This is a genomic window from Streptomyces sp. AA4, from assembly GCF_000158875.1.
Classification (GTDB): domain Bacteria; phylum Actinomycetota; class Actinomycetes; order Mycobacteriales; family Pseudonocardiaceae; genus Amycolatopsis.
This window is the reverse complement of sequence record NZ_GG657746.1, coordinates 5,059,965-5,082,366: the sequence shown is the minus strand read 5'-3', so window position 1 is coordinate 5,082,366 and position 22,402 is coordinate 5,059,965. Positions and strand designations below refer to the sequence as shown.

Sequence of the window (22,402 nt, the reverse complement as noted above, 5' to 3'; positions counted from 1 at the left end):
CTTTCGGGTGGGCGAGCGTGGTCGTGTGCGCAACATACCATTAGTGGTGCGTATGATTTAAGAGGCAAATCACCACGTCCGCGCAGTACGCGGGGGATCGGGTTGCCCGGTTCCTCGGCGATCTGCAGATCCGAGAAGATGCCCGCCGCGCTCATCAGCGACGCTGCGTCGCGGCGGGACGCTGGTCATCCGCGGGAGGCCCGCCGCAGCAGTCGGAGTACCGCTTTTTCGATCCGCTCCCGTAGCTCCTCCTCCGCGAGCCCGTCGGCGTCGGCCTTGCGCAATGCGCGGTGGATGGTGTTGCCCTCTTCGAATTCCCGCAGGACGCGCGGGTCGACATACGAGCGGCGAGCGACCGCGGGAGTGTTCCCCAGCTCCTCCGCGACCTCCTTCATCGCGGCCGACTCGGCCCTCGCCCGGCCGCGCTGGGAGGTCGGCGTCTCCTGGGCGGCGAGGGAGACCGCGGCGAGCACGGTCGCGTGCCAGGTGCGGAAGTCCTTGACCGTGAACTCCTCGCCGGCCAGTTCCTTGAACCGCTCGTTGACGTCGCTGGCGTGCAGTTCGTGCCAGCCGTCGTCGGTGCGGTAGGCGAACAGGCGCGGGGTTCCGGTGCGGCAGCGGCGGAGCGACTTCAGGACGGCTGCGAGTTCGCCGTCGCGCAGGCTCAGCGAGCGGACGAGGCCGCTTTTGGCGGGGTAGCAGAAGGTCAGCTCGTCGCCGCTGATCTTCACGTGTTCGCGCAGCAGCGTGGTCGCGCCGTGGGAGCCGTTGGTTTCGGCGTACTCCTCGCCGCCGCTGCGGAAGACGCCGCGGTCGATCATCCGCAGCGCGGCGGCCGCGACCCGCCGGCGGTCGAGGTGCCTTCGGCGGAGGTCGTCTTGGAGGGCGGCGCGGACGGCGGGCAGTTCGCCGGCCAGGGCGAGCACCCGGTCGTGTTTCTCCTCGTCGCGCGCTCGCCGCCATTCGGGGTGGTAGAGGTACTGGCGGCGGCCCGCGTCGTCGGTCCCGACGGCCTGGATGTGCCCGGTCGGATGCGGGCAGATCCACACCCGGCGCCACGCGGGCGGGATCACGAGACCCTGGATGCGCTCGAGCACCTCCGGATCGGTCACCGGAGAGCCGTCCGGCGCGAGATACCGGAAACCGCGGCCTCGCCGCTGCCGCTTGATGCCCGGCGAGGACAGCTCGCTCCGCCGCAGTCGCATGCTCGCGGTTGCCCGCGGCGGCGCGCTTCAAACCGGGATCCGGCCGCGGCTCGACCAGGCGGAGGTTTGCCCGATCGCGCACCGGTTACCCGGCTGGCTCCGCGCCGGACCCGGCGCGGGCTATTCAGGGAGGGCTCCGGTCATGAGTACAGCCGTTGCGCGGCGCACCCCGCGCCAGCTCGCCGCCGCCGGTGTGGGCGCGGTGTTCCTGCTCGTCGGCATCCTCGGGTTCGTCCCGGGCGTCACCGCGAACTACGACCAGCTCGCCGGCGCCGGGCACCATTCGGGCGCGCTGCTGCTCGGGCTGTTCAGCGTCTCGATCCTGCACAACATCGTGCACCTGGCCTTCGGCGTCGCCGGGCTCGCACTGGCCCGGACGCCCGCGGGCGCGAAGAACTACCTCGTCGTCGGCGGGGTCGTCTACCTGGCGCTGTGGGTGTACGGGCTGGTCGTCGACCACGGCAGCTCGGCCAACTTCATCCCGGTCAACACCGCCGACAACTGGCTGCACCTCGGCCTGGCGGCGGTGATGATCGCGCTCGGCGTCCTCCCGACGGGCACCCGGAGGAACCACTGATGACCACCACCGCAGACCAGTCCCTGTGGCTCGCGACCGCGTCCGCGAGCAGCCGGTCGGCCCTGAGCGGCCGGGAACGCGCCGAGGTCGCCGTCGTCGGCGGCGGCATCGCCGGGATGACCACCGCCCTGTTGCTCGCCCGGCGAGGCGTGAACGTGGCCGTCCTCGAAGCGGGCCGCGTCGCGGAGGGGGCCAGCGGCAACAACACCGCCAAGGTCACCGCGTTGCAGTCCACTGTGTACTCGACGCTCGCCCGCGAGCACGACGCCGCCACCGCGGCGGCCTACGCCGAGGCGGCGCTGGCCGGGGTCGAACTGGTGGCGGAGCTGGCCGAACCCATCGCGTGCGGCCTCCGCAGGCTGCCCGCCGCGACGTTCGCGATGCACGCCGACGAGGCGGACACCGTGCGCGCCGAGTACGAGGCCGCGACGCGGGCCGGTCTGCCGGTCGAGTGGACGACCACGCTCGACCTGCCGGTCCCGGTGCACGGCGCGGTGCGGTTGCCCGAGCAGCTCGCGCTCCATCCGGCCGACTACGTGCGCGGGCTCGCCGACGCCGTCGAGGCCGAGGGCGGCCGCGTATTCGAGAACAGCCGGGGGCGGCAGGTCAGCGCGGCGCCGCCGTATCACGTCACGACCGACGACGGCGCGCTGGACGCCGAAAACGTCGTCATCGCAACGCATTACCCGATCCTCGATCGCGGGTTGTTCTTCCCCCGCTTGGAGGTACAGCGGTCGTATTGCGTGGCCGCGACGCTCAAGTCCGGCAAACCGCCGCAGGAGCTGGCGATCAGCGCCGGGAGTCCATTGTGGTCTTTCGCCTCCTACGAGGACCGGCTGATCCTCGGCGGCCAGGGCCATCCGGCGGGCGACCCGGTCGATTTCGCGCGCTACACCGAGCTGGCCGAGTTCGCCGCGCGCCATTTCGACCTCGACGCGGTCACGCACCGGTGGTCCGCGCAGGATCCGAAGGCCTACGACAGCATCCCGATCGCCGGGCCGTACTTCCCGGGCGCGCGGAAGCTGTGGGTCGAAACCGGGTTCGGCAAATGGGGCTTGGCGATGGGCGCCGCGGCGGCGGCCGTCGTCGCCGACGGGATCACCGGATCGGCCAATCCGCACCGGGAACTCTTTTCCCCGCAACGGGTTTCGCTCAAGTCGGCCTCGAAGCTGGTGCAGCAGAACGCTAAGGTGGCGAAGGACTTCGTCGGCGACCGGCTCCGCCAGGCCGACGCGAAAAGCACCGACGACATCGCGGTGGACCAGGCGAAAGTGCTGGCCGACGGGCCCGGTCGCAAAGGCGTTTACCGAGACCGCGACGGCATCTTGCACGCGGTGTCCATGCGCTGCACGCATCTCGGCTGTTTCGTGCGGTTCAACGCGGCCGAACGCAGCTGGGACTGCCCGTGCCACGGTTCGCGGTTCGACGTCGACGGCACCGTGCTCGAAGGGCCCGCCACCGCGCCGCTGCCCCGCCGGACTCCGTGAAAATTCAACCGGTCGCCGGGTGTAGGCCGGGGGATCGGGGGCACTCCTGCCGGACGCGCCGGGCACGCCGCCCGGCTCGAATCCCCGGGAAAGGACGCTGATGTTCCGACACACCAAGCTGCTGCAGTTCGAGGCGAAGCCCGAGAAGCCGGATCCGGTGTACGCGCACAAGCTCCAGGAGCTGATCGGCGGCGCGTACGGCGAGATGACGGTGACCATGCAGTATCTGTTCCAGGGCTGGAACTGCCGCATCGAGGGCAAGTACAAGGACCTGATCATGGACACCGCGACCGAGGAGATCGGGCACGTCGAAATGCTCGCCACGATGGTCGCGCGGCTGCTGGAGGGCGCGCCGGCCACCGCGACCGCGGAAGCGGTGAAGGACCCGGTGATGGCGGCGGTGCTCGGCGGGATGGACCCGCAGCAGGCGATCGTCGCCGGCGGCGGCGCGCTGCCCGCCGATTCGAACGGCACCCCGTGGAACGGCAAGTACATCGTCGCCTCCGGCAATCTCCTGGCCGACTTCCGCGCGAACGCCGCGGCCGAGGCGCAGGGCAGGCTGCAGACCGCGCGGCTGTACCGGATGACCGACGACCCCGGCGTGAAGGCGATGCTGCAGTTCAACCTCGCGCGCGACACCGTGCACCAGAAGCAGTGGCTGGCCGCGATCGAGGAGCTGAAGGCCGACGGCCTGGAGAGCGAGATCGCGCCGAACGCGTTGTTCGACGAGGAAAACCAGGACCACAACAACACGGTGTGGCACCTGTCGGACGGCCCGGACGGAGCGAAGGCGGGCTGGAGCTTCGGCGGGGAGGGCATCGAGTATCTCACCGACCCGAAACCCCTCGGCGGTCCGGGTACGGCGCCGAAGCCGGATCCTGCGCTGTACGGGACGTACTCGCCGACGCAGAACGCGGCGGGCACGCTGAAGGGGAAGGCGAAAGAAGCGAAGAACAAGGCTAAGTGACGGCAGATCAGGGACCCCGGGCCGATGGCGCCCGGGGTTCTTGCCGGTCAGTCGCTGCTCCGGTCGCTGGGAGGTCCGAGCCGACTATGCCCCGGTTCTCTGCGGGTCAGACGCCGTATCCGCCGTCGACGTCGAGTTTCTGGCCGCTGATGAATCCGGCGCGGTCCGAGGCCAGGAAGCACACCGCTTCCGCGATGTCCTGTGCGCTGCCGAAGGTGTGCAACGGGATGGCGCGCCGAGCAGCGTCGAGGGCGCGTTCGGCCAGCTCTCCGTTCGCCATCAGGGCCGCCGCCATGCCGTCGGTCAGCATTCCGGGGCCGACGCAGTTGACGCGGACGCCGAATCGGCCTTCCTCGGCCGCGAGCGCGCGGGCGGTCGCTTCCACCGCGCCCTTGGGTCCGGCGGAAAGGCCGTCGCGGACCGGGTAACGCTTGGTCGCGGCCGTGGTGACCGCGACGATCGAGCCTCGGCTGGCGCGCAGGGCGGGCAGCGCCGGGCGGACGAGGTTGAAGAACGCGGCGGCTTCCGCGGCGAGATGCCTGCCGAAATCTTCCGGATCCACTGTGGACAGATGCCGCTGCGGGACGAGCGGCCCGGCGGCGTGGACGACGGTGTGGATCGCGCCGAAACGCGCGACCACGCTGCCGAGATAGGCCTTGGCCTGCTGGGCATCGGTGAGGTCCACGGGATCGGCGGCCGCACCGAGTTCGTCGGCCAGGTGCTGCGCAGCTTCGTGATCGCTGCGGTAGGCGAAGGCGATCGCGGACCCGCGTCGGGCGAGGGTCCGGCAGATCGCGGCGCCCAGCCCTCCCGTCCCGCCGGTGACGACCGCGACGCCCGGCTTGCCGGCGAAATCCTTCAAGGGCAGCCTTCTTCCGTTACAAAGCAAATGCTTGGTTCGAGCTTACGTTTCCGGGCGGCGCCGGTCAATCCCGTGCCACGGGCCGGGTTTCGGAACAACCAAGCAGTTGCTAGGTTCGATGGATGACGCACCAGGAACACGCGATCGTCACCGGAGGAAGCAGCGGAATCGGGCTCGCCGCGGTCCGCGGGCTGCTCGACCGAGGACTGGCGGTGACAGTGTTCGACCAGCAGCCGCCACCGCCCCTGGAAGGCGAGTTTTCCGGCCTGCTCCAGGACTTCCGGGTGGACGTGACCAACGAGGACGAGGTGCGCGACGCCTTCGCCGAGGCCGCGCGCCACGCGGGGCCGGTGCGCCGGCTGGTCGCCAGTCACGGCATCCGCGGCCAGTTCGTTCCCGCACCTCGATCTCGACGCTTACCGTCGCGTGCTCGACGTGCACGTCGTAGGCACGCTGGTGGTGGCCCGGGAATTGGTGCGCGCGCTCCCCGATCCTCCCGCCTCGATCGTGGCACTGGCCTCGACCACCGCGTATCGCGGCTGGGCCAATCAGGCCGACTACGGCGTGGCCAAGGCGGCGATCCGCCAGCTGGTCGAGAACCTGGCGATCGAGTGGGCTGACCGGGGTGTGCGGGTCAACGCCGTCGCGCCGGGGCACACGTTGACTCCCATGGTCCAGCAGATGATCGACCAGGGGTACGACACCGGCGACACGTGCGCCCGCACGCCGCTCGGGCGGCTCGCCGAACCGGAAGAACAGGCCGGGGCCATTGAGTTTTTGCTGCTGGACGCGCCGTTCGTCACCGGGGTATGCCTCCCGGTCGACGGCGGCGGGGAAGTGAAAACACGCGAAGGAAGTGGAACGTTGACCGATCAGCTCGTGGATCTGCGGGACAAAATCGTGTTCGTCACCGGTGCCGCGCAAGGGCAAGGCGCCGAACACGCCCGGACTGCCGCGCGGTTAGGCGCCCGCGTCGTCCTGGCCGACCTGGACGAAAACGCCGTCGCCGCAGTCGCGGAAGGGATCGACGGCGAGACGCTCGCCGTCGGATTGGACGTGCGCCGCAAGGAAAACTGGGCCGCCGCGATGGAGCGCACCCGCGCCGGGTTCGGCCGGGTCGACGTGCTCGTCAACAACGCCGGGTTCTACCGCAAGGCCCCGTTGGAAAGCTTCGAGGAAGACCATCTCGCGCAAACCTTGGGCGTGAACCTGATCGGTCCCGTGCTCGGGATGCAAGCCGTGCTGCCGCTGATGCGCGACCGAGGCGGTTCCATCATCAACGTCGCCTCGACCGCGGCGTTGACGGGTTTCGCGGGCGGCCTCGGGTACAGCGCGTCGAAATGGGGGTTGCGCGGGGCGAGCAAATCCGCGGCCAAGGAACTGGCCGAGTTCGGCATCCGGGTCAACTGCGTCTGCCCGGGAGCGATCGACACGCAGATGATCTCCGAAACGACTCGCGCGGGCGGCGGTGCGGTGGCGGGGCAGCCGATCCGCCGTCCCGGCACCACCGGCGAGGTGGCGGCGCTGGTGGCGTTTCTGGCCAGCGACGCCAGCAGTTACTGCACAGGCCAGGATTTCGTGATCGACGGCGGCCAGACCGCCTGACGCGCCGGCTGGCCGGCCCCGCGGCGAGGGCCGGTCAGCCGGAAGCGGGCCCTCCGTTGGCCAGCTGCAATTCGGCCCCCGGCGAGGGCAGGTCCGGGACCGCCCGCGGCCGCAGCGTGGGCACGCCGTTCGCGACCCGCCACACCGTGGCCGCGGCATTGCGCACCTCGGTGATCGTCGAGACCAGATCGAGCGCCCGCGTCGGCCCGCACACCGACAGCGCGAAGTGCCCGTCGTCGTCCATGGTGGTGATCGGAGCGGCCACCACGGTCACGCCGTGATGGTTGCCCTGCGCGTCCACCGCCACCCCGCCGCGGTCGCGGACCCGGGCGAGGTCGCGCATCAGCTGGCTGCGCGACTGGATGGAGTACTGGGTCGGCGCGTGTCCGAAGCGCAGCTCCGGCCACTGGCCGGGGGAGAGGGTGGCGAGCAGCGCGCGGCCCGGCGCGGTGAGCGGGACCGGCTGGCGGGCTCCGGCGCTCCACTGCCCGGAGGCCGACGGCCACGACCCGATCCGTTCGAGGTGCATGATCTCGGCGCCGACCAGCATGCTCAGGTACACCGTGAGCCCGCTGCGGCGGTGCAGGTCGGCCATCACCGCGACGGCGGCGCGGGGAACCGTGCGCCGCCGGGTGAACTGCGAGCCGAGTTCGAACATGCGCACCCCCAGCGTGTAGGTGAACTCCTTGCGCTCCACCCAGCCGAGTTCGACCAGCCGCTGCAGGATCCGGTGCGCCGACGACCTCGGCACGTGGGAGCGGCGGGCGAGTTCGGCCAGCGTCAGCGGCCGTTCGCCCACGAAGGACTCCAGCAGCGACGCGACGCGGTCGATCATCGCCGCGGGGGCTTCCTCGATGTGCGCCATTGCAACACCACCTCCAGACTGCGTATGTCAGATTGAGACTACCTGTCAGAATCTGACACCTTGGAGTGTAGGCACATCGGCGCCCGGCTGTAAACCGGCCGGCGGACAGAGAGGTGCGCCGGGCCCGGGCAAACCGGGCACGGCGCACCTGAGCGGTCAGACCGGCTGGACGATCCGGAGCCGTCCGGCGGCGACTTCGGCGTCCAGGGACTCCTTGAGCCGCGAACATCCGGCCAGCGCGGGCCCCGGCATCGGCGAAGCGCCGAGTTCCGCGCAGGTTTCGACGGCGGCGGCATTCCACTGCAGGCTCGTCTGGTGCACCGTGCTCTTGCGCACCAGGAGCCGCGCCGCGCAGTGCTGGCACCGCAGCGGCTGCATCGGCACGTCGTCGAGCCGGTTGTCGGTCCTGGGTTCGCTCACGGCGCGGTCTCCGTCGGCTTGGCCTGGCGGGCGACGTTGGCGGCCACCTCGTCGTGCCACGCCTGCGTCGGCCGGGTGAGGTCCAGTTCGTACTCGAACCGGTCCACCATCTCCGGGCGGATGTCGGCGACGTCGACGTAGAACTGCTCGTACCAGCGGCGCAGCTGGTACACCGGGCCGTCCTCCTCGCACAGCAGCGGATTGTCGATCCGGGCCTTGTTCTTCCAGATCTCGACGTCCTGCTCGAAGCCGACCTTGATGTAGTCGCCGAGCGCGATCGCCGACTCCGTCGCCGCGTCCTCCGGCAGCGTGGCCGATTTCTTCACGATGATCCCGTACTGCAGCACGAACGAATCCGGGCTGATCGGGTAGTGGCAGTTGAGCAGGACCGTGTGGTGATCGCCGAATTCGTAGTGGTAGGTCAGGTCGTCGATCATGAACGACGGGCCGTAATACGACGCGACGGACGTCGTGCCGAGCATTTTCGGCTGTCCCTCGGGGGCCGGGTAGTCGTCGCGGGCGTCGCCGTTCATGTACTGGGTCGCGACGTGGCCCTCGAAGACGTTCTTGAAGTACGTCGGCAGCGAGCCGTGCACGTAGAAGAAATGCGCCATGTCGACGACGTTGTCGATGATCTCGCGGCAGTTGGTGTTCACGACGGTCGTGTACCAGTGCCAGTCGGTCCACTCGTCGCTTTCCGCGCCCTCGATGCGGGGGATGGCGACGTCGTCGGCCGGTTTGCTGCCCTCCGGGTCGTGCCAGACGAACAGCAGGCCGTCCTGCTGCAGGGTCGTCCACGCCCGGGTCCGCGCGAGCATCGGGACGCGCTTGCTGTACGGGATCTGCTTGCACCGGCCGTCGCCGCCCCAGCGCCAGTCGTGGAACGGGCAGGCGATCTCGTCGCCCTTGACCTCGCCTTGGGACAGGTCGCCGCCGAGGTGCCGGCAATAGGAATCGAGGATATTGATCTTTCCGTTCGCCCCGCGGAACACCACGAGTTTCGTTCCGAAGGCGTGCACGGTATGCGGTTTTCCGTCGGCGAAATCGCGGACGAGGCCCAGGCAATGCCAGCCGCGGGCGAAGCGGGCGGGGGCCGAATCCGCTTCGATCACGCGGATTTCGTCCGGTTGCAGAGAAGTCATCGCGCTCTCCTGGAAAGGGTAGGTGGGGAGCTGTCGGTCCGGTGCGTTCCGGTTCTAACAAGCGCCGGGCTCATGAACCCGGGCACAGTTCACTGACTGGAACGCCGGTGGTGGGCGACGTCGGCCGGGCTCCAGATCGCGCGCATGCTCGTGATCCGGCCGCGTTCGTCGAACGTCATGACGTCGATCGGTTCGATCGAGCTGACGAACTCCTCGGTCGTGGTGATCACGCGCAGGTGGAAGGCGGCGGTGTCGCCGGCCGCGCGGACGGTGAGCAGCTCGGCGGTGAGGGCGAGGCCGTCGAGTTCGCTGTAGAAGGCGGCGATGGCCTCCCGGCCTTTGCGCACCGCGCTGCCCGCGGGGTCCTCGACGGTGGCGTCCTCGGCGTAAAGCGCGGCGATCCGCGCCGCGTCGCCTGCTTCGAGCCTGCGGACGTACTCCGCGACGGTGTCGGTGATCTTGTCGATGGTCGGCATGCGGGGATGCAAGCACAGCCGGGGCCGGCCGGGGGACCGAGCAACCGCTTGGTGGGATACCGAGCGCGGAAACGGTCTTCCACCTGGGCGGAAGCGCCTGCCGCGCAAGATCTTTCGCGACTCGTCTCCCAGTCAGCGAAACGACCGCGGTCCGGCGGGCGGACGCGGCCGTACCGTTCGCAGGCCCCGTCCGGCGGGGCGAGGGACGACGACCAGGAGGGTGGATGTCCACCGAAACGAGTACCGGCGCCGCGGCGGGTCCGCGCGGGAAACGGGTCCGGGTGACCGCCGTCGTGGAGGAGACCGCCGACGCGCGCTCGTTCGTCGTGGAGCCGGTGGGCGAACCCGCGTTCGGCTACCGCGCCGGGCAGTTCCTGACCGTGCGGGTCCCGGACGCCGGAACGGGTTCCGCCCGCTGCTACTCGCTGTCGAGTTCTCCGCACTGCGACGAGGCGATGAAGTTCACCGTCAAACGGGTACCGGGCGGGCACGGGTCCAACTGGCTGTGCGACACCGTGACCGCGGGCGCGGAACTGGACGTGCTCCCGCCCGCCGGGACCTTCACGCCCGCTTCGCTGGACCGATCCGTGGTACTGCTCGCGGGCGGCAGCGGCATCACGCCGGTGCTCGCCATCGCGAAGTCGATCCTGTTCGGCGGCAGCGGGGAAGTGGTGCTGCTCTACGCGAACCGGGACGAGGCGTCGGTGATCTTCGCGGCGGAACTGGCCGCCCTCGAGAGCAAGTTTCCGGATCGCTTCACGGTGCTCCACCTCCTGGAATCGTTGCAGGGATATCCCAGCCGGAACCTGCTGACGGTGTTGCTGCGTCCGTTCGCCGACCGCGAGGTCTACCTCTGCGGGCCGGAGCCGTTGATGGAATTGGCGGCGGAGGTCTGCGCGAGCGTCGGAACGGCCGGGGTGCACTCGGAGCGATTCCTTTCCCTGCAGCAAGATCCGTTCGCGGCCGCGGAATCCGGGACCGGCGAGGTCGCCTGCACGGTGCGGGTCTCGCTCGACGGCGAGGACCGCGTCGTCCCGTGGGAAACCGGGCAGAAACTCCTCGACGCGCTTCTCGCCGCGGGCGTCGACGCGCCGTACTCGTGCCGCGAAGGCGCCTGCAGCGCGTGCGTGTGCGCGTTGACGGAAGGCAAAGTCGCCCTGGCGCACAACGAGATTCTCACCGAGGACGATCTCGCCGAGGGCTACGTCCTGGCGTGCCAGGCCGAACCGGTCAGCGACGAGATCGCGATCGAGTACTGAAACCGCTGTTCCACTCATCAGGAGACCGGGGCCGGTCCGGCTTTCCGGTTGGCAAGCTCGACTCGCACAGAAGGAGCCTTCATGCCGAATGCAGCAATCGACAACATCGAGGCGATCGCCGACGAACTCCGGGCCGGCGCCGAGGAAGGCGAGTCGCTCGGCCGGCTGCCGGACGACATGGCGAAGCGGCTCAAGCAAGCGGGCATCATCCGTCTGCTGCAGCGCAAGAAGTACCGCGGTTGCGAAGCGCACCCGCGCGAATTCGCCGAGACGGTAATGAAGACGGCGAGCATCTACGGTTCGGCGGGCTGGGTGGGCGGCATCGTCGGCGTCCACCCGTGGCAGCTCGCCTTCGCGGATCCGAAGGTGCAGGAAGAGATCCTGGGCGAGGACACCGACACCTGGCAGGCGTCGCCGTACATGCCCGCCGGCGTCGCGGTCCCGGCCGACGGCGGGTTCGTGCTGAACGGCCGCTGGCAGTTCTCCTCGGGCACCGACCACTGCGACTGGATCTTCCTCGGCGCGATGCTCGGCGGCAAGGACGGCAAGCCGCTGATGCCGCCGCACAGCATGCACGTGATCCTGCCGCGGTCGGATTACGAGATCGTCGACGGTTCCTGGGACGTCGTCGGCCTGCGCGGCACCGGCAGCAAGGACATCGTGGTCAAGGACGCGTTCGTCCCGGCGTACCGGGTGATGGACGCGGACAAGGTCATCGACGGCTCGGCGGCGCGGGAGTACGGCGTCACCGAGACGCTGTACAAGATGCCGTGGTCGACGATCTTCCCGCTCGGGATCACCTCGGCCACCATCGGCATCTGCGAGGGCGTGCTGGCCGCCGGGATCGAGTACCAGCGCAACCGGGTCGGCGCGACGGGCACGCTCGTCAAGGACGACCCGTACGTGCTGCACGCGCTGAGCGATTCGGCTTCGGAGATCGACGCCGCCCGCCAGCAGCTGCTGTCCAATGTAGACCGGATCTGGGACAGGGTCGACCGCGGCGAGGAGATCGACTTCGCCACCCGCGCCCAGGTCCGCCGGGACCAGGCGCGCGCGGCTTGGCGGGCGGTGCGCGCCGCGGACGAGATCTTCGACCGGGCCGGAGGGAACGCGTTGCGGATGGACAACCCGCTGCAGCGTTTCTGGCGCGACGCGCACGCCGGTCTGCACCACGCGATCCACGTCACGAGCACCACCTACCACGCCGCCGCACTGGCGTCGTTGCACGTCGAGGTCCCGCAGGGCCCGCTTCGCGTGATGATCTGAGAAAGGACCCCATGATGAGCGAAATCAAGGGACTCGGCTACGTCCGGGTCATCGCCACCGACCTCGAGCGCTGGCGCGAACTCGGCTTCGACGTGCTCGGTTTCGCGCCGGGCTTCGGCGACGAGAAGGACGCGTTGCACTTCCGGATGGACGAGCGGCCATCGCGGATCACCGTCGAGCACGGCGACGCCGACCGCGTGACGGCGGTAGGCTGGGAGGTGCGGGACGCCCCGGCGTTGCGCCGGCTCCAGGTGACGCTTGAAAAGGCTGGCGTCGAGTGCACGCCGATGTCGCAGGAACTCGCCGACCGGCGCAAGGTCGAGGCCGGGTTCTCGGCCAAGGATCCGGGCGGCACGCCGCTCGAGTTCTTCCACGGTCCGGTGCTCGAACACAGCCCGGTGCTCACGAAGTACGCGCACAAGTTCGTCACCGGCGCGCAGGGCCTCGGGCACGTGGTCATGCCGACGACCAGCTTCGACGAATCCTTCGAGTTCTACACCGAGACGCTCGGCTTCCTGTCGCGCGGCGCGTTCCGGATGCCCGGCCCGCCGGAAGCCGGGCCGCTGCGGATCCGGTTCCTCGGGATCAACCAGCGCCACCACAGCCTGGCGATCATGCCGAGCCTGGAGGGGCGCGACCCGGGCCTGATCCACGTCATGGTGGAGGTCGATTCGCTCGACGCGGTCGGCCGCGCCTACGACCAGGTCCTGGCACGCGATTTCCCGGTGTCCTCGACGCTGGGGCGGCACACCAACGACAAGATGATCTCGTTCTACGTCCGCGTGCCCGGCGGCTGGGACATCGAGTACGGCTACGGCGGCCAGCTCGTCGACGAAAGCTATTACACCGCCGAGGAAATCACCGCGGACAGCTACTGGGGCCACGAATGGCTCTGGATGAAGGAAATGAAGGAAGCCGCCGCGCGCGGAGAAGCCTGACCGAGCCCGCCGCACCTAGGGGAACGAACGTGGACAACTGTTTCGACGCAGTCGTCGTCGGGGCCGGGATCGCCGGTCTCTACGCGGTGCACAAACTCCGCGCGCGCGGCATGCGGGTGCGGGGCTTCGAAAGCGCGGCCGGAGTGGGCGGCACCTGGTACCACAACCGGTATCCCGGCGCGCGATGCGACGTCGAAAGCGTCGACTACTCCTACTCGTTCGACGAAGAACTGCAGCAGGACTGGACGTGGAGCGAGCGGTTCGCGACCCAGGAAGAGATCCTGCGGTATCTCGACCACGTCGCGGACCGCTACGACCTGCGTCCGGCCTTCGAGTTCTCGACCCGGGTGACGGCGGCCGAGTACGACGAGAGGTCCGGGCGGTGGACGATCCGCACCGACACCGCCCGGACCGTCAGTGCGCGGTTTCTCGTGCTGGCCACCGGTGTGCTGTCCGCGACCAATATGCCGGACATCCCGGGCCGGGACAGTTTCGCGGGCGAGCTGTACCACACCGGGGCCTGGCCGCACCACGCCGTGGAATTCGAGGGCAAACGCGTCGGCGTGATCGGGACCGGGTCGTCCGGGATCCAGACGGTCCCGGTCGTCGCCGAAACCGCCGCGCGGGTGACGGTTTTCCAGCGCAGTCCCAATTATTCGATTCCCGCGCGGAACCACCCGCTGACGCCGGAGTACATCGCGGAAATCAAGGCCGGCTATCCCGAACGGCGGCGGCTTTCGCGGATCAGCGGCGGCGGCACGCCCAACAGCCCGCATCCGCGCGGCGCGCTGGAGGTCGACGCCGCCGAGCGGACCCGGATCTACGACCAGTGGTGGGAACGCGGGGGATACCTGTTCGCCAAGGCGTTCCCGGATCAAACGACCAATCTCGCCGCCAACGACACCGCCCGCGAGTACGTCGAAGCCAAGATCCGCGAGCTGGTGCGCGATCCGGACGTCGCCGAACAGCTCATCCCGGACGACCATCCGATCGGCACGAAACGCATCGTCACCGACAGCGGCTATTTCGAGACGTACAACCGGGAAAACGTCCGGCTGGTCAACCTCCGGCGCACGCCGATCACCGAGATCACGCCGGAGGGAGTCCGCACGTCGGACGCTCTCCACGAACTCGACCTGCTGATCTTCGCCACCGGTTTCGACGCGATGACCGGTTCGCTGTCCCGGATCGACATCCGCGGCCGCGGCGGGCGCACGCTGCGCGACGCGTGGTCGGCGGGCCCGCGCACCTACCTCGGCCTGGCGGTCGCTGGATTCCCCAACATGTTCGTCGCCAACGGGCCCGGCAGCCCGAGCGTGCTGGCGAACATGGTGCTGACCGCGGAACAGCACGTGGACTGGATCGCGTCCTGTGTGGACTATCTCGACGAGAACCGCGTGTCGACCATCGAGGCGACCGAGGAAGCCGTCGCGCACTGGGTGGCCGAGTGCAACGCGAACGCGGCGGCGACGTTGTTCCCAGCCGCCAATTCGTGGTACCTCGGCGCGAACATCCCCGGCAAACCGCGCGTGTTCATGCCGTACGTGGGCGGGCTCGGCAAATACCGTGCGATCTGCGACGACGTCGTGGCCGCCGGGTATCGCGGGTTCGTCCTGGACAATCCTGCCGGGGCCGAGGTGAAGGCGATGCTGGCCGCTCTGGCCAGCTTCCCGGATGTGACCCGGCACGATCCCGCCGAACTGCGCGCGATTATCCGGTCCCGCCGGGCGCCGCTGACCCGTCAGCCGGACCTGCGGACCGCGGAAGACCGGGTGCTCGCCGGTCCGGGCGGAGACCTGACGGTGCGGATCTACGTCCCGCACGACGACGCGCCGCTTCCCGTGGTCGTCTTCGCGCACGGCGGCGGGTTCGTGTTCTGCGACCTCGACAGCCACGACGAGTTCTGCCGCTCCATGGCCGCCGCGGTCGGAGCCGTCGTGCTCGCGGTCGACTACCGGCTGGCCCCGGAACATCCCGGACCCGCGGCGATGGAGGACCTGTACGCGGCGGTGGTCTGGGCTGCGCAGCACGCCGCCGAGTACGGGGGAGACCCGGGCCGCATCGTCGTGGCCGGCGACAGCGCCGGGGGCAACCTGGCCGCCACGGTGAGCCTCGCGGCGCGCAACCGCGGCGGTCCGCGGATTGCCGGGCAAGTCCTGCTGTACCCGGTGATCGACGACGATTTCTCCACCGAGTCCTACCGGCGCTACGGCGAGGGTTACTACAACACCGAGACCGCGATGCGGTGGTATTGGGCGCAATACGCGCCGAACGGAACAGACAGCCCCTACCTTGTGCCCACGCGGGCGGAGTCGCTGGCGGACCTTCCGCCCGCAGTGGTCGCGACCGCGGAATTGGACCCGCTGTGCAGCTCCGGCGACGACTACGCGCAGCGCCTGCGGGACGCCGGGGTCGCGGTCGCCGCGCACCGGTTCGAGGGCCTGTTCCACGGTTTCCTGACGATCCCGGCGCTGTCCCTGACCGAACCCGCGCGCGAGAAGCTCTGGCAGATGATGCGGGACCTCCTGGCCTAGGAAGGGCTGATCCATGACGACCGACAAACTGCGTCCGGTCCCGGCCGCCGGGATCGCCGAATGGCACGAGAGCGCGGACGTGGTGATCGCCGGGTACGGCATCGCGGGCGTGTCCGCGGCGATCGAAGCGGCGAGGTCCGGCGCGCAGGTGCTGATCCTGGAACGCACGGGCGGCTGGGGCGGCGCGGCGGCGCTGGCCGGCGGTTTCGTGTACCTCGGCGGCGGCACTCCGCTCCAGCGCGCGCTCGGATTCGAGGACAGCGTGGAGGACATGGAGAAGTTCCTGCTCGCGGCCGTCGGCCCGGGCGCGGACGAAGCCAAGATCGCCGACTACTGCCGCGGCAGCCTGGAACACTACGACTGGCTGGTCGACAACGGCGTGCCCTTCCGCGCGGCACTCTGGGACGAGCCCGGCTGGGAACCGCCGCACGACGAGGGCCTGGCCTACTCCGGCGGCGAGAACGCGGCCCCGTTCAACGCGATCGCCCGCCCCGCGCCGCGCGGCCACGTGCCGCAGATGCGCGCTAAACGCACCGGCGAGCGAGGCGGCGGGTACATGCTGATGAAGCCGCTCGCGGAGACCGCCGAAGCGCTGGGAGTACGCGTTTCCTACGACGTTCGCCTGAGCCGTCTCATCGTGGACGGTTCGCGAGTCGTCGGAGTGCTCGCCCGGCGCTACGGCCGGGAGATCGCCGTCCGGGCGGACCTCGGTGTCGTCCTGGCCACCGGGGGATTCGCCTACTCCGAGCAGATGGTCGCCGACCACGCGCCGCTGTTGACCGGCCGTCCGGGAGCCGCCATCGAGGAACACGACGGCGTCGGAATCCTGGCCGCCGCCGCGCTCGGCGCGGCGACCGCGCACCTGAACGCCACCGAAGTCGCGTTCTTCGGCGACCCGCAGACGATCGCGCGCGGCATTCTCGTCAACGGGCAGGGGCAGCGCTATATCACCGAAGACACCTACCCCGGCCGGATCGGCCAGGCGACACTGTTCCACCAGGACAACCAGGCGTACCTGGTGATCGACGAACGGGCGCACGAGGAAGCGCTCGCCACCGAGACCGCGACGCCGGCCTTCCGCGTGCCGCCGACCTGGGCCGCGGAGACCGTCGCCGAACTGGAAGCGGACATGGGCCTGCCAGAGCTGGCGCTGCAAACCACGGTCGATCTCTACAACACCTACGCGGCGCAAGGCCGGGACCCGCTGTTCGGCAAGAAACCGGAATGGCTGCGCCCGCTCACCGGCGCCGTCGCCGCGTTCGACCTGCGCGGCGCCACCGCCGGGTTCCCCCTCGGCGGCCTGCGGACCGACCTGGACGCGCGAGTGCTGCACGTGTCCGGCGCGCCGATCCCCGGCTTGTTCGCCGCCGGACGCTGCACCGCGGGAATCTGCACCGGCGGTTACGTCAGCGGCGCTTCGCTGGGAGACGGCAGCTTCTACGGACGCCGGGCCGGACGCGCCGCGGCGAAGGGAGCCTTGGCATGACTGGAGTATCGGACCCCGCCCGGCTGCGCACGGTCCTCGGCCATTTCGCGACCGGCGTCGTGGCGATCACCGGAATCGACCCGGAAACCGGCTCCCCGGTGGGGCTGGCGGCGAACTCGTTCACGTCGGTGTCGCTGGACCCGCCGCTGGTCGCGTTCTGCGTGGCGGCGACCAGCACGTCCTGGCCGCGCGTGCGGTCGGCGGGGTGCTACGCGATCAGCATCCTGTCCGAGTCGCAGGAAACGGTCTGCCGCCAGCTGGCCGCGCGGGGCGCCGACAAGTTCGCCGGGATCGAGTGGACGCCGTCGCCGTCGGGTGCGCCGGTGGTGGCTGATTCGCTGGCGTGGATCGAGGCTGAGCTGGATGCCGAGCATGCGGCGGGTGATCACACGATCGCGGTTTCCCGGGTGCGGCATCTGTATTCGTCGGATCTGGAGCCGTTGGTGTTCTTCCGGGGCCGTTACGGGCGGATCAGCGCTTGAGCGTCCGCTGATCGGGACGGCGGCCCGAACGCTCCCGGTTCCGCTGGCAAGGTCGACCCATGACCCCCGAACTGCTCGAACTCCCCACCGAACACGGCGTCCTCCGCTACCGCGAAAGCGGCGACGGCCCGCCCTTGGTGCTGCTGCACGGTTCCGGACCCGGCGTGACCGGATGGCGCAATTTCGGCGCCAACCTGCCCGCCTTCGCCCGGCACTACCGGACGATCGTGCTCGAGTTCCCCGGCTTCGGGGTCAGCGACGATTTCGGCGCCGTCCACCCGATGCAGTCCGCCGGGACCGCCGTGCGCGCGCTGCTCGACGGTCTTTCGCTGGACCGCGTGCGCGTCGTCGGCAACTCGATGGGCGGCTTCGTCGCGACGGATTTCGCGCTCTCGGCCCCGGAACGCGTCGAGCGGCTGGTCACGATCGGCGGCATCGGCACCCCGATTTTCAGTGCCCAGCCAGGGGAAGGCATCGTCCGGCTCAGCGAGTTCGTCGAAAACCCGACCCGTGCCGCGCTCGTCGCCTGGCTGCGTTCGATGGTCTACGACCAGGCGCTGGTCACCGAGGAAATGATCGAGGAACGCTGGAGCCAGGCAACGGATCCGGCCACCCTCGAGAACTCGCGCCGGATGTACGGCGCGGCGGCGCTGGCCGGAATGGCGGCCGCCGCGCGCGGTGCGGAAACCCCGGCCTGGGCGCAGCTTCGCCGGCTGGACCTCCCGACCCTGGTCACCTGGGGCCGCGACGACCGCGTCAGCCCGGTCGACATGGCGCTGCTCCCGATGCGCGCTCTTCCGCGGGGCGAGGTGCACATTTTCCCGAACTGCGGGCACTGGGTCATGATCGAACAGAAGGACGCCTGGGAAGCCGCCGTGCTCGCGTTCCTCGGCCGGTGACGTCCCGCTGACTGGACTCGGCCGGGAATTCCGGGAAACCGGCGAAATACGGTGTCCCGGCCTCCTGCCGAGAACGAAGTGGAGTTCGAAAGTGAAAAAGAAAATGCCCGCGCTCGTGCCGGCCGAGGACACGACCGTCGATCTCCTCGTCGTCGGCTCGGGGACCGGGATGGCCGCCGCGCTCGCGGCGCACGAGCGCGGACTGTCCACTTTGGTCGTCGAGAAGACGAGCTACGTCGGCGGCTCGACCGCGCGGTCCGGCGGCGCGTTCTGGATCCCCGGGAACGCCGCGCTGCCGGAAACCGGACCTCGCGCGGTCGCCGACGCGGGCACGTACCTGAACGCGGTAGTCGGCGACTCGGCTCCGGCCGAGCGCGGCCGCGCGTACCTCGAACACGGCGCCGCCGCCGTCGACATGTTGCGCCGCACCACCCCCATGCGGTTCTTCTGGGCCAAGGGCTATTCCGACTACCACCCCGAGGAACCCGGCGGCCGTCCCGAAGGCCGGACGTGCGAATGCCGCCCGTTCAACGCCTCCGTGCTCGGCGACGAGCGGCCCCGGCTGCGTCCCGGCGTGATGGAGGCGCCGGTCCCGATGCCGGTCACCGGCGCGGACTACAAGTGGATGAACCTGGTCGCGCGCAAACCGCTCAAGGCCTTGCCCCGGATCTTCGCCCGGGCCGCGCTGGGCATCGGCGGCATGCTGATCGGCCGCGACTACCTGGCGGGCGGGCAAGCGCTCGCGGCCGGGATGTTCGCGGGGGTGCTGCGGGCGGGCATTCCCGTGTGGACGGAGACGACCCTCGTCCGCCTGCTCCAGGACGACGGCCGCGTCACCGGAGCCGTTGTGCGGCAAGGAGACCGGGAGGTCACCGTCCGGGCCCGGCGCGGCGTGGTCCTGGCCGCGGGCGGCTTCGACCACGACGTCGAGGCGCGGCACAAGTTCCAGTCGCCGCGGCTCGGCGACCACTCGAGCCTGGGTTCGGAAGGCAACACCGGGGACGGCATCCTGGCCGGGCAGGAACTCGGCGCGGACACCGCGTTGATGGACCAGGCCTGGTGGTTCCCGGCCTTCGCCCCGGTGCCGGGCGGCGCCCCGGCGGTCCTGCTCGCCGAGCGTTCCCTGCCGGGTTCGTTCATCGTCGACCAGACCGGACGACGGTTCATCAACGAGGCGATCGACTACATGTCGTTCGGACAGCAGGTCCTGGCGCGCGAACGGGCCGGCACGCCGGTCGAGGAGATGTGGCTGGTGTTCGACCAGCGCTATCGCGACAGCTACATCATGGCCGGACGCTGCTTCCCGCGGCAGCCGCTCCCGGAATCCTGGTACCGCGCGGGAATCGCGCACAAGTCGGACGACCTCGGCGCGCTCGCGGCAGCGATCGGCGTTCCGGCGGAGTCCTTTCAGGACACTTTCCGGCAGTTCAACGAGTACGCCGCCGCGGGCCGCGACCCCGCGTTCGGCCGAGGCGACAGCGCCTACGACCGCTACTACGGAGACCCCACGATCGGCCCCAACCCGAACCTGGCGCCGCTGCGCCGCGCGCCGTACTACGCGGTCAAGGTGGTGCTGAGCGACCTCGGCACGTGCGGGGGACTGGTCGCCGACGAACACGCCCGAGTGCTCCGCGAGGACGGCACGGCGGTGGAAGGCCTCTACGCGATCGGCAACACCGCGGCGAACGCCTTCGGCACGTCGTACCCGGGCGCGGGCGCGACGATCGGGCAGGGCGTGGTGTACGGGTACATCGCCGCGCTCCATGCGGCGGGCGCGTCGTCGTAACCTTCGTTGCGGACCGGGCGGGTTTTCCCGCCCGGTCCACAAAGGACTACTTGGGCAACCGGGTCAGCCCGCTCAACGCCAGCCGCAACCCCTGCGAATCCCACCGTTCGATATCCCCGAAGTCATCCGACTCCCCGCTCTGCACCCACCGGATCAGGGCGTGCCGCATGGTCTGGATCACCAGCAGGGCGGGCAGTTCGCGCAGGAACGGGTCCGGGTCGAGTTCGTAATACCGGGCCAGAAACCGGGTCACCGCGTCGCTCAGCCCCTCGCACCATTCCACGAACCGCAGCCGGTACTGCGGCGTGTTGACGATCAGCGTCATGATCTGGTGGTCGTACTCCGGCACCTGCCGCCGGTTCAGTTCGGTGGTGAGCGCGGCCGTCAGGACCTCGACCGGGTCCGCGTCGTCCGGCGCGTCCTCCAAGCCCTGCAGGATGACGCGCTCGCTGCGGCGCAGCAGCGGCATCAGGACGTCCTCCTTGACCGGGAAGTGCCGGTGGAACGTCCGCGGGTTGATCCCGACGATCTCGCAGATCCGCTCGACGGTGACCGCGGTGTGGCCCTCGGCGACGAACAGGTCGCGCGCGGTGAGCGCGATGCTCATCCGCAGCTCCTCGGCCCGGCGTTCGGTGAGGGTCTGCCGTTTCGGGTCCGTCACCAGGACTCCCTCCCTGTCGCGTGCGTCGAACCGTAGCCGCGCGGACGCGCCTGGTGAGGCCCGCTGACCGCTCTGCGGAACAACGCGCCGTCCGGCCACGGGTGTCAGAATATGACACCGGCGCGCGCTGATCCTGCTACGCTCGCTGTGATGAGTACCTACTCGAACAGATCGGGGGTTCCGTTCGCCGCAGGTGAGTGCTGATGCACCCACTCCCCGCGAACGAGAATCGCCTGCTTTCCTGGGCGCGCGTGCGAGAGTTCGCCGTGCCGCCGCCGATGATCGAATCAGCGACTGCCCGCCGCGCAGCGGGCGACTGGGCCGGGGCCTGTGCCGCCGCCCGCGTCGACGTGGACGTCGACCTGCGAGCGACCAGCCGGGCCCACGGCGCCCAGCTCGCCGCGCGGGTCCGCGCCGATCTGCGGCATCTGGCCCCTGACCTGCTCCGCTGGCATTTCCCGCGGATCGCCCCGGACGGTCTGCTGCGGCCCGGGCTCACGGTGGCGCTGGCCCGGTACGGCGACGTCCAGCTCGTCGCGCGCACCCCGCCGGCGTGGGCGGACGCGGGCCAGCGGATCAGTCTCGCGCTGTGGTCGCCCACCCAGCGCCGCGCCGGTCTGCACCCGCATCCCCGGCCCGACCGGCGGTATCGCCTCGATCTGCACCGCCACCTGTGGGACGTGCGCCGAACGGGCGAGCTGCGGGAACGGTCCGGACGCTGGCCGCCGGACCGGACCACCGAGATCCCGCTCCCGGCCGGGGTGGGTCCCTGCGCGGTGGACCGGTGGATGGCCGAGGCGGCGTTGCTGCCGCGCGCGGAGGGGAGTGCGGGCGCGCTCGTCTCCGCGCGGCTCACCTCGCGGCACCGGCTGACGCTCGACCTGGGCGGGCGGGACCGGCTGGTCTTGCCCGACGCCGCGACGTGGGTCCTGCCCGACCTGGAACTGCTCCACGCCGGACTGCTCAGCCTCGACCAGCTGCATCCCCTTGTCGCGTCGGCACTTCGGCCCGGCTACCGGCCCCGCGCGGCAGAAAACCCCGACAAGGCAAGGAATTCCCGCCTGGTCGACTGTCGCGGCGCGACGCACCGGATCGGGGTGGTGCACGGCGTGCTCGTCCCGCTGGACCACGACCACGGCGAGATCCGCCGCGAGGAGCTGCTGGGCGCGCTGGGCGGCCCCGAACTGCCGTGCCTGCGGGCGATCGACGAGGCGCACCGGTCGCCGGAAAACCTCGTGGACGTCCGCGCCCGGCTGGACCACGGCGACGCCGCCGGGGCCCTCGCCGCCGTCGAAACGCTGCTCGGGCCGGACGTCCTCCTGCGCAGCGGAGCCCTGCGCGACGAACTGGAAACGGCCGTGCGCCGCCAAGTCGTGCACGGCCTCTACCGCGCTGGGCTCGCTCGCGGAGGGCCCCTTCGGTCCACTCGGGACCCCAGCCTCCGCGCGCATCCCCGCCACGCCACCACTCGCTGACTTTTCCGCG

General features: G+C 70.2%; 20 protein-coding genes and 1 pseudogene. 14 read left to right on the top strand and 7 right to left on the bottom strand.

The window, feature by feature from the left end; all coding sequences use genetic code 11:
* Positions 1–185 precede the first annotated feature (185 nt).
* Positions 186–1,205 (bottom strand): DNA topoisomerase IB, encoded by a 1,020-nt coding sequence (locus tag SSMG_RS23255; protein WP_009079992.1) that lies wholly within the window; start codon positions 1,203–1,205, stop codon positions 186–188.
* 142 nt (positions 1,206–1,347) lie between these two features.
* Between SSMG_RS23255 and SSMG_RS23250 the strand changes: the two genes are divergently transcribed.
* From SSMG_RS23250 to SSMG_RS23240, 3 genes are all read left to right on the top strand, one after another.
* Entirely contained in the window at positions 1,348–1,782 is a 435-nt protein-coding gene (locus SSMG_RS23250) for a DUF4383 domain-containing protein (RefSeq protein WP_009079990.1), read from the top strand.
* Positions 1,782–3,269 (top strand): FAD-dependent oxidoreductase, encoded by a 1,488-nt coding sequence (locus tag SSMG_RS23245; protein WP_037714588.1) that lies wholly within the window; start codon positions 1,782–1,784, stop codon positions 3,267–3,269. The genes SSMG_RS23250 and SSMG_RS23245 overlap by 1 nt, the downstream gene beginning before the upstream one ends.
* Before the next feature lie 100 nt (positions 3,270–3,369).
* Entirely contained in the window at positions 3,370–4,236 is an 867-nt protein-coding gene (locus SSMG_RS23240) for a manganese catalase family protein (RefSeq protein WP_009079986.1), read from the top strand.
* Between the two features lie 106 nt (positions 4,237–4,342).
* On the opposite strand, the gene SSMG_RS23235 is transcribed toward SSMG_RS23240, so the two are convergent.
* A complete protein-coding gene (locus tag SSMG_RS23235; RefSeq protein WP_037714586.1) occupies positions 4,343–5,098 on the bottom strand; it encodes an SDR family NAD(P)-dependent oxidoreductase in 756 nt (251 codons plus the stop codon).
* Positions 5,099–5,220: 122 nt separating this feature from the next.
* Here SSMG_RS23235 and SSMG_RS47725 point away from each other — a divergent pair.
* A pseudogene (locus SSMG_RS47725) lies at positions 5,221–5,869 on the top strand (SDR family NAD(P)-dependent oxidoreductase); the annotation flags it as partial.
* A 66-nt stretch (positions 5,870–5,935) separates the two neighbouring features.
* Positions 5,936–6,703 (top strand): SDR family NAD(P)-dependent oxidoreductase, encoded by a 768-nt coding sequence (locus tag SSMG_RS23230; protein ID WP_353611802.1) that lies wholly within the window; start codon positions 5,936–5,938, stop codon positions 6,701–6,703.
* A 34-nt stretch (positions 6,704–6,737) separates the two neighbouring features.
* Here the strand turns inward: SSMG_RS23230 and SSMG_RS23225 are convergent, their stop codons facing one another.
* From SSMG_RS23225 to SSMG_RS23210, 4 genes are all read right to left on the bottom strand, one after another.
* On the bottom strand, positions 6,738–7,568 hold the full coding sequence (locus tag SSMG_RS23225) for an IclR family transcriptional regulator (protein WP_009079980.1): 831 nt from the start codon (positions 7,566–7,568) through the stop codon (positions 6,738–6,740).
* Positions 7,569–7,724: 156 nt separating this feature from the next.
* Positions 7,725–7,988, bottom strand: a complete 264-nt coding sequence (locus SSMG_RS23220) for a hypothetical protein (RefSeq protein WP_009079978.1) — start codon at positions 7,986–7,988, stop codon at positions 7,725–7,727.
* On the bottom strand, positions 7,985–9,130 hold the full coding sequence (locus tag SSMG_RS23215; RefSeq protein ID WP_037714584.1) for a Rieske 2Fe-2S domain-containing protein: 1,146 nt from the start codon (positions 9,128–9,130) through the stop codon (positions 7,985–7,987). Before SSMG_RS23215 ends, SSMG_RS23220 begins: the two co-directional genes overlap by 4 nt.
* An 89-nt stretch (positions 9,131–9,219) precedes the next feature.
* Positions 9,220–9,606, bottom strand: a complete 387-nt coding sequence (locus tag SSMG_RS23210) for a nuclear transport factor 2 family protein (protein ID WP_009079974.1) — start codon at positions 9,604–9,606, stop codon at positions 9,220–9,222.
* 224 nt (positions 9,607–9,830) lie between these two features.
* Here SSMG_RS23210 and SSMG_RS23205 point away from each other — a divergent pair, with 224 nt between their 5' ends.
* The 8 genes from SSMG_RS23205 (at position 9,831) to SSMG_RS23170 (ending at position 20,256) form a co-directional block, all read left to right on the top strand.
* On the top strand, positions 9,831–10,865 hold the full coding sequence (locus SSMG_RS23205) for a ferredoxin--NADP reductase (RefSeq protein WP_009079972.1): 1,035 nt from the start codon (positions 9,831–9,833) through the stop codon (positions 10,863–10,865).
* 81 nt (positions 10,866–10,946) lie between these two features.
* Positions 10,947–12,131 (top strand): acyl-CoA dehydrogenase family protein, encoded by a 1,185-nt coding sequence (locus SSMG_RS23200; RefSeq protein WP_009079968.1) that lies wholly within the window; start codon positions 10,947–10,949, stop codon positions 12,129–12,131.
* A 14-nt stretch (positions 12,132–12,145) separates the two neighbouring features.
* Positions 12,146–13,069: a VOC family protein gene (locus SSMG_RS23195; protein ID WP_037717793.1), complete on the top strand. Its 924-nt coding sequence runs from the start codon at positions 12,146–12,148 to the stop codon at positions 13,067–13,069.
* Between the two features lie 29 nt (positions 13,070–13,098).
* The gene (locus SSMG_RS47110) at positions 13,099–15,603 is read left to right on the top strand and encodes an alpha/beta hydrolase fold domain-containing protein (protein ID WP_286156971.1); all 2,505 of its coding nucleotides are present in this window, start codon (positions 13,099–13,101) and stop codon (positions 15,601–15,603) included.
* Positions 15,604–15,616: 13 nt separating this feature from the next.
* Positions 15,617–17,089 (top strand): FAD-dependent oxidoreductase, encoded by a 1,473-nt coding sequence (locus SSMG_RS23185; RefSeq protein ID WP_009079962.1) that lies wholly within the window; start codon positions 15,617–15,619, stop codon positions 17,087–17,089.
* Positions 17,086–17,571, top strand: a complete 486-nt coding sequence (locus SSMG_RS23180) for a flavin reductase family protein (protein WP_009079960.1) — start codon at positions 17,086–17,088, stop codon at positions 17,569–17,571. Before SSMG_RS23185 ends, SSMG_RS23180 begins: the two co-directional genes overlap by 4 nt.
* 59 nt (positions 17,572–17,630) lie before the next feature.
* Complete coding sequence (locus tag SSMG_RS23175; RefSeq protein ID WP_009079958.1) at positions 17,631–18,470, top strand: alpha/beta fold hydrolase; 840 nt, start codon at positions 17,631–17,633, stop codon at positions 18,468–18,470.
* Positions 18,471–18,561: 91 nt separating this feature from the next.
* Positions 18,562–20,256, top strand: a complete 1,695-nt coding sequence (locus SSMG_RS23170; protein WP_199785963.1) for a 3-ketosteroid-delta-1-dehydrogenase — start codon at positions 18,562–18,564, stop codon at positions 20,254–20,256.
* Positions 20,257–20,302: 46 nt separating this feature from the next.
* Here the strand turns inward: SSMG_RS23170 and SSMG_RS23165 are convergent, their stop codons facing one another.
* The gene (locus SSMG_RS23165) at positions 20,303–20,917 is read right to left on the bottom strand and encodes a TetR/AcrR family transcriptional regulator (protein WP_009079954.1); all 615 of its coding nucleotides are present in this window, start codon (positions 20,915–20,917) and stop codon (positions 20,303–20,305) included.
* 203 nt (positions 20,918–21,120) lie between these two features.
* Between SSMG_RS23165 and SSMG_RS23160 the strand changes: the two genes are divergently transcribed.
* Complete coding sequence (locus SSMG_RS23160) at positions 21,121–22,392, top strand: hypothetical protein (RefSeq protein ID WP_037717786.1); 1,272 nt, start codon at positions 21,121–21,123, stop codon at positions 22,390–22,392.
* The last annotated feature ends 10 nt before the right edge of the window (positions 22,393–22,402 follow it).